Here is a 6,880-nt window from a genome sequence, read left to right as displayed (position 1 = left end):
GTTTCGGGGGGTTCGGGAGTGCTCATGGCTGCACGCTAGCGGTCGGTGCAGTATGCATGCGAGGGGGTTCCGGGTGGTGGGCGCGGCGCGGCCTCACTCCGTCCGGTGGGAGCCCGGGGTGTGGCCGAACGTGCGGCGGAACACCTCGATGAAGGCGCTGGTGGACGACCAGCCGCACTGATGCGCCACCGCGGTCACCGGCGTCCGCTCGGTCAGGAGGATCAGGGCGTGGTGGAGACGGAGCTGGGTGCGCCACTGCGGGAAGGTCATGCCGAGGTCGCCGCGGAACAGCCGGGACAGGGTCCGGTCGCTCGCCCCGACCCGGCGGCCGAGTTCGGCGAGCGTACGGTTGTCGCCCGGATCGGCCTGGAGGATGTCGCACAGGGCGCGCAGCAGCGGGGCGGTGGGCGTCGGCAGGTGCAACGGCTGCTGGGCGGAGGCCCGCAGCTGGTCGAGGAGCACGGCGCGGAGGCGGGCCCGTTCGGGGCGGTCGTCGCCCTCGGCGCGGGTGTAGGCGATGAGCAGTTCGCGCAGCAGCGGGCTGACGGCCAGCACGGTCGGTGTGTCCAGGCCGAGCGGATTCTCGGTGACGGGCAGCCCCACCAGGTGCAGATCGAGTTCGCCGTAGGCCCGGTGCGCGTGCACGGTGCCGGCGGGCACCCAGATCGCGCGCGTGGCGGGGGCGACCCAGGACCCCGCGCTGGTCGTGACGGTCAGCACCCCCCGGCCCGCGTAGACGATCTGGTGGTCGTCGTGCCGGTGGGCGTCGATCGAACCGCCGGGCGCCAGCCGCCGGGTGCGGGTCGGGGCCACCGGATCGTGCCGGATGGCGGCCTGCCGGACGGAAGCCTGGCGGATAGAAGCCTGGCCAACGGATGTCTGGTCGATGGACGTGTGGCCGCTGGAAGTCTGGCGGATGTTCGTCATCATGTGGCAGTTTATCGAAAGCGCGACAGCGCCGCGGGCCGGAACATGGCGGGATGCGAAGGAACACGCCGATCGTCCTGCTGTCCGTGGGCCATGCCTGTGTCGACATCTACCAGGGCTCCGTCGCGGCCCTGGTGCCGTTCTTCATCGCCGAACGCTCCTACTCCCTCGCGGTCGCCTCGGGCATCGTGCTGGCCGCCTCGCTGCTGTCCTCCGTGGCACAGCCGCTGTTCGGCGTGCTCACCGACCGCTGGGCCATGCCGTGGCTTCTGCCGGTGAGCACGCTGCTCGGCGGTCTCGGCATCGCGCTCAGCGGCCTGAGCGGCTCCTATCCGCTCACCCTGGTGTTCGTCGCGCTGTCGGGCATCGGGGTGGCCGCCTACCACCCCGAATCCGCCCGGGTCGCCCGGATCGCCGGCCGGGGCAGCCACCGGGCGATGGGCTGGTTCTCCACGGGCGGCACGGTCGGCTTCGCGCTCGCCCCGCTCATGGTCGCCGCCGTGATGAGCGTCGGAGGGCTGCGCTGGACGCCCCTGCTCGTGCTGCCGGCCCTCGTCGGCGCCGCGTTGTGCCTGCCGGTCGTGCGCGTCCTTCAGCAGCGGCAGGCCGCCGGGCCCCGGGCGACGAGGCCGCCGGCCGGGAGCGACGACATCGCCTCCTTCGTGAGGCTGTCCCTGGCCGTGGTCTTCCGGTCGATCGCGTTCATCGGCCTGAGCACCTTCATCTCGCTGTACGTCCGCGAGAGACTGGGCGGCGGCATCGCCGTCGGGACCGCGGCCCTGTTCGTCCTCTACCTCGGCAGCACGGTCGGCGCGGTCCTCGGCGGGTTCCTGGCCGCACGGTGGGAACGGGTGGCGGTCGCGCGCTGGTCATACCTGGTCACGGCCGGGGCCGTCGCGGGCGTGGTGTGGGTGCCCGGCCCGGCCGTCTTCCTGTTCCTGGCGCTGACCTCGGCCGGCCTGTACGTGCCCTTCTCGCTGCAGGTCACGCTCGGCCAGGACTACCTGCCCTCCCGGGTCGGCACCGCCAGCGGGATCACCCTCGGTCTGACCGTCAGCATCGGCGGCCTGGCCAGTCCTGCCGTCGGGGCGCTCGCCGACGCCACGTCCCTGCGGACCGCCCTGGCGCCGCTCGTGGCGATGCCTCTGCTGAGCTGGCTGCTCTTCCGCACCCTGCCCGAACCGCGTGTACCGGGAGCCGAGTCGCCCGGAGCCGTCGCCGCCGCGCGCTCCGGGAGCGGGGCGGCGAAACCCGGATGACCCGGGCCGGGGGTGCTTCTACGCTCGTCCCATGGAGACGGGGGCGCAGGGCGAACAGGACGAGCGCAGTGAGCGGGGCGGGCGCAGCGAACAGAGCGGGCGCAGTGAGCAGGGCGAGCAGAGGCGGCACATCGACCACCTGCTGAACGTGGTCGACGTCGAGGCGACCTGCTGGGACGGGCAGCCGCCGCCCGGCCAGGTGAGCGAGATCATCGAGATCGGCCTCACCGTCGTCGACCTGCGCGCGGGCCGACGGCCGGCCAGGCACCGGCTGTTGGTCCGGCCCGCGCGCTCGGAGGTCAGCCCGTTCTGCACGGAGCTGACCGGGCTGACGCAGGCGGAGGTGGACGGCGGGCTGCCCTTCGCCGAGGCCTGCCGGGTGCTGGCGGCCGAGCACCGTACGGGGCTGCTGCCGTGGGCGAGTTGGGGCGACTACGACCGTCACCAGTTCATCCGCCAGTGCCGGGCGACGGGTGCGGAATACCCCTTCGGGCAGCGGCACACGAATGCCAAGATCACCTTCACCGCCGCGTACGGGCTGCGCCGCCGCCCCGGCATGGCCCAGGCCCTGGAGGTGGCCGGCCTCCCGCTGGAGGGCCGCCACCACCGGGGCGACGACGACGCGTGGAACATCGCCGCCCTGGTGCTGGACCTGGCGGGGCGGGGGGACTGGGCGGCGGAGTAGGGCCTCCGGTCCGCCCTCAGCCGCCCGCCTTCAGCACCTCCGCCACGACCGGGCCCGCCGCGTCGCCGCCGTGGCCGCCGGTCTGGACGACCGCCGCAGCCGCGAGGTCGTCGCTGAAGCCCGTGAACCAGCTGTTGGAGGTCGCCTGCCCGTCGACCTCCGCCGAACCGGTCTTGGCGCCCTTGTCGCCGCCGACCGAGGCCATCGCCTTCGCGCCGGTGCCCCAGGCGGCCGTGGCCCGCATCATCGTCTTGAGCTGCTGGGTGACGGAGAGGGACAGCGAGCGCGACGCCTGGGCCAACGGCCGGTTGTCCAGGGACTTCGGCACGATGACCGGCTGGTTGAAGGTGCCGGTCATGGCGGTGGCGGTGATGGACGCCATGTTGAGGGCGTTCATCTGGACCGTGCCCTGACCGATGTACTGGGCGGCGGCCTCACCCTGCACTTCCTCCGGCACACTGCCGTCGGTCGTGACGACACCGGTCTTCCAGTCCAGCCCGATCCCGAAGACCTCCCGCGCCTCCTTGGCGAGCGCCGAGTCGTCGTCGACGGCGTCGATCAGCTTGATGAAGGCGGTGTTGCACGACTTGGCGAAGCTCTGTGTGAACGTCGAGCCGTCCGGCAGCGAGAAGTGGTCGAGGTTATGGATCGTGCGGGTGTAGTACCTGGCCTCCTTGGGGCACTCCGCCGCCCCGTTCGCCGTGACCACGCCCTTCTCCAGCAGCATCGCCGCCGTCATGATCTTCAGCGTGGAGCCGGGCGCCTGCTTTCCCTGCAACGCCGCGTTGAACCCGGTCGCCGGGTTGTTGGCCACCGCGCGGATCGCCCCGGTGGACGGTTTCACGGCGACCACGGAGGCCTCCGCGTACTTCTTCACCGCCCGCTCCGCCGCCGCCTGCGCGCCCGCGTCGATCGTCGTCTGGACCCTGCCGGGCTTGCCCTTGGCCAGGGTCAGCAGGCTGACGTCCGGCTGGGTCTCGTCGGCGGGCTCGATCCACGTCTCGATGCCGGGCGAACCCCCCGCGCTCTCCCCGTACTTCTCGCGCAGCGTGTCCAGGATCGGCCCGAGCGAGGGGTACTTCTCCTTGGTCAGTACCTTCCCGTCGCGGTCGACGGCCTCGATCGTCGGCGTCGAGGACTCACCCGTCCTCAGCGTCGCGCCCTCCGTCAGCTGCGGGTGCACGACCGTCGGGGCCCAGTCGACCAGCGCCTTGCCCGTCGTCAGTCCGCGCACCACGGTCAGCTCCGAGGCGTAGGCAAGGGGCTTGGACTTCCCGTCGTACGAGACGGTCGCCTTGACCGTGTAGGGCACCTTCGTGCCGACGGCCGGGCCCGGGGTGATCTTCACCTTGCCGATGAGGGCGTCCTCGCCGTACGAGGCGAGCACCGGCTCCGCGCCCGCCTCGTTGTTGGTGAGGAGCGACGCGGCCGCGGCGTCCCCCGCCGCCCACGCGTCGAGGAAGCCCTTCGACGTCTCGGCTATCTCCTCCGCGCTCGGCGGCCCCGTCTTCACCTTCGACGACTCGGACGCGCTCCGCGTACCGCCGTCCCCGCCGCCCGTGTCCCCGAGCATGCTGTACGCCCCGTAACCGATCCCTCCGGCCACCAGGACGAACGCTCCGCCGATCACGGCGACCTTCGCTCCACTGCGCATCTCGCAGTCCCCCTCCCCAGGAGAGCCCCCTGAACAGGTTCAAGGGGCAACCGTGAGGAACCCTAAAGGCTTGTGGCAGGCGGTGAGGGCGTTGTTACCGGACCGGAATGCTTGGCCGGAAAGCGCTCTCCACCGTGTGGTGGCGGCCCGGCGTGGGCGGAGCGCATGAGGAGGGCGCAGCGCGAGGCGGAGGAGCGCCGGAAGAACCCACCGCCCCGCCGGTCGCGCCCGTCGCGCGGGAGCGGCTCCGGCAACCGGCACAACGGCGGGCGACTGGGCCCCGGGCGGCAACCCGTCCTGCCGGCTACCGCCCTGTCGTGCCATGGCCCTGCCGCCCTACTGCGCCCAGTCGAAGACGTCCGACTCCAGGTCGATCTGCGCGTTGCCGCCGCCGAGGTTGAGCCCGCCGACGCCGTCCTCCAGCTCGAAGACGTACGGGGTCAGCCCTTCGGGCATCCCCTGGCAGGGCATGATCGTCCCGCCCAGGTGCGAGGTTCCCTCGACGGACGACCAGAACGCTTCGAGCTGCTCGTCGTCGGAGGACCAGGCGGCCACATAGCCGCCCGCGCCGTCCTCCGACGGGGCGATGCCGGTGTTGGGGTCGCCGGTGCGCTCGCCGAGCCAGACCGTGGTCTCGGGGGCGCTGTCGTCCCAGGCGTTCTGGCCGCGTCGGTAGTGGTCACCGAGACCGGCCGGGCGGATGTCGGCCGGAGGGTCGATACGGGGAGCGGCGAACTCCTCGGCGGTGAGCCACAGGAGCGCGTGCGCGCCGCCGATGAGGTCTTCCAGGTCCCGCTGCTGGGGATGGCGTGCGGCGGCCGTCGCGGCCACCGCGGCGAGGAACGGATCGGGGGCCTGCCCGGCGGTGGGCGCGGTGCTCCCCAGCAGCTCGGCGACGCCTTCGACGGCGGTGGCGACGTGGTCGTCGGCCTGGAAGAGGGAGAGGGCCACCAGGTCCTCGCCCTTGCGCCGGTACTCCTCCGGCAGTCCGAGGGTGATGACATGGATCATCGGCAGTCCGGTGACGGGGCTCCGGGGCCACGCGGCCGTCCCGATGCCGGGCGCACGACCACCGCACCACCCGGCGACGCGGGCACCGGGCAGATCGGTCTCGATGGGCTTGCCGGGGAGGGCCGTCAGCTCGTCCGCGGATTCCCCGAATCCCAGTTCGTACGCTTTCACTGTGTGCCTTCCGTTCGACTGCGACGGCGCTCAACGTACGCGAGGGCACTGACGCCCCCGGCCGTCGTTGCCGACAACAGGCAGCCGGGGCCGGTCCGGCAGTGCCGACATCGCCCCTGAAATCGCCTCGGTCACCCGCCTAACCTGCTCGGGGACGAGGAAGCGGAACGTCGGCTCGGCGCCGACGGGCAAGGGGGGCGAGCCAGGTGGACGGCGAAGCGAACGGGGGCGCGTCCGGAGTGCGCGCCCCGGCGAAGGCGGGAGCGGCCGGCGGCGGCGCGAACGGGCTGGGGCCCCGTGCGTCCATGCTGATGTCGTTGGCTCTCGGCCTGCTGCTGGGGGCGCTGTCGGCGCTGGTGATGTTTCCGGCGGCAGAGCACCTGCGCTCCCTCCGGGACGGCGAGCGGGCTCAGGCGACCTTGCACACCAGCGGCGCGTGCATGGCGGGCCAGTGCGAGGTGAAGTTCGAGGCCGGCGGGCGGACCGTGGTGGCGGACCTCCCGGTGGGCAGCGGAGGCGGCAAGCGGTCCGTCGGCGCGGCCATGACCGTCCGGTACCAGGCGGACGACCCGCGGGTGGTCGCCCGCGAGGACGACGTCGGGGGCGGCGGTGCGGCCCTCCTGGCGTGGATGTCGGGTGGGGCCGCCGTGTTCTTCCTGGCGATTTCGGGGGCGGCGGCGCTCTTTCTGGCGCGACAGCGGCGAACGTGACGGCGATGATGTGTAAGCGATGTGTGAATGCCGAATTGCCGGGCACCAGGACCTACGCAACGAGGTCCGGGCGACATTCGCAGCCGGGCAGTACCGGCGAGGTGCACTGAGGCCGTTGTGAAGTGCAGGCGCAGACGCGTCTGAACCGACTTGACGATGGGAAAACGAAAATGATCATCCTTGGGCTTATTCTGCTGATCATCGGCCTGCTTGTCGGTATAGGCATCCTGACGACCGTGGGCGGCATCCTTATCCTGGTGGGTGCCATCCTGTGGATCCTGGGTGCGACCGGCCGCGCGGTGGGCGGGCGAAAGCACTTCTTCTAACCTTCGGATTCAGAAGAGAGAGCCGGGAATTCTGTCGACCGGACGGAATCCTGTGAAACGCGGGCGGGCCGCGACGACTTGTCGTCGCGGCCCGCCCGCGTTCCAGGGGCAGGCAGAGGGGCGGCTGGGGACCGGGG

At 72.0% G+C, this 6,880-nt stretch carries 7 protein-coding genes; 4 read left to right on the top strand and 3 right to left on the bottom strand.

Annotated features, from left to right (window positions below):
* Positions 1-93: 93 nt before the first annotated feature.
* The gene (locus HET64_RS34575) at positions 94-930 is read right to left on the bottom strand and encodes a helix-turn-helix transcriptional regulator (protein WP_374105603.1); all 837 of its coding nucleotides are present in this window, start codon (positions 928-930) and stop codon (positions 94-96) included.
* Positions 931-980: 50 nt separating this feature from the next.
* Between HET64_RS34575 and HET64_RS34570 the strand changes: the two genes are divergently transcribed.
* Entirely contained in the window at positions 981-2,186 is a 1,206-nt protein-coding gene (locus HET64_RS34570) for an MFS transporter (RefSeq protein WP_215111200.1), read from the top strand.
* A 31-nt stretch (positions 2,187-2,217) separates the two neighbouring features.
* Positions 2,218-2,871 carry a 3'-5' exonuclease gene (locus HET64_RS34565; protein WP_251146285.1) on the top strand — a complete coding sequence of 218 codons (654 nt, stop codon included), beginning with the start codon at positions 2,218-2,220 and terminating at the stop codon, positions 2,869-2,871.
* Between the two features lie 16 nt (positions 2,872-2,887).
* Here HET64_RS34565 and HET64_RS34560 read toward each other — a convergent pair whose 3' ends face one another.
* Positions 2,888-4,525, bottom strand: a complete 1,638-nt coding sequence (locus HET64_RS34560; RefSeq protein ID WP_215111199.1) for a penicillin-binding transpeptidase domain-containing protein — start codon at positions 4,523-4,525, stop codon at positions 2,888-2,890.
* 336 nt (positions 4,526-4,861) lie between these two features.
* On the bottom strand, positions 4,862-5,707 hold the full coding sequence (locus HET64_RS34555; protein ID WP_215111198.1) for a hypothetical protein: 846 nt from the start codon (positions 5,705-5,707) through the stop codon (positions 4,862-4,864).
* Positions 5,708-6,012: 305 nt separating this feature from the next.
* Between HET64_RS34555 and HET64_RS34550 the strand changes: the two genes are divergently transcribed.
* Both HET64_RS34550 and HET64_RS34545 read left to right on the top strand, forming a co-directional pair.
* Positions 6,013-6,417 (top strand): hypothetical protein, encoded by a 405-nt coding sequence (locus tag HET64_RS34550; protein ID WP_215111201.1) that lies wholly within the window; start codon positions 6,013-6,015, stop codon positions 6,415-6,417.
* A gap of 122 nt (positions 6,418-6,539) precedes the next feature.
* On the top strand, positions 6,540-6,743 hold the full coding sequence (locus HET64_RS34545; protein WP_215111204.1) for a hypothetical protein: 204 nt from the start codon (positions 6,540-6,542) through the stop codon (positions 6,741-6,743).
* Positions 6,744-6,880: the final 137 nt, after the last annotated feature.

The organism is Streptomyces sp. McG3 (assembly GCF_018619185.1).
Lineage (GTDB): Bacteria > Actinomycetota > Actinomycetes > Streptomycetales > Streptomycetaceae > Streptomyces.
This window is presented reverse-complemented; position numbering and strand designations above follow the sequence as displayed.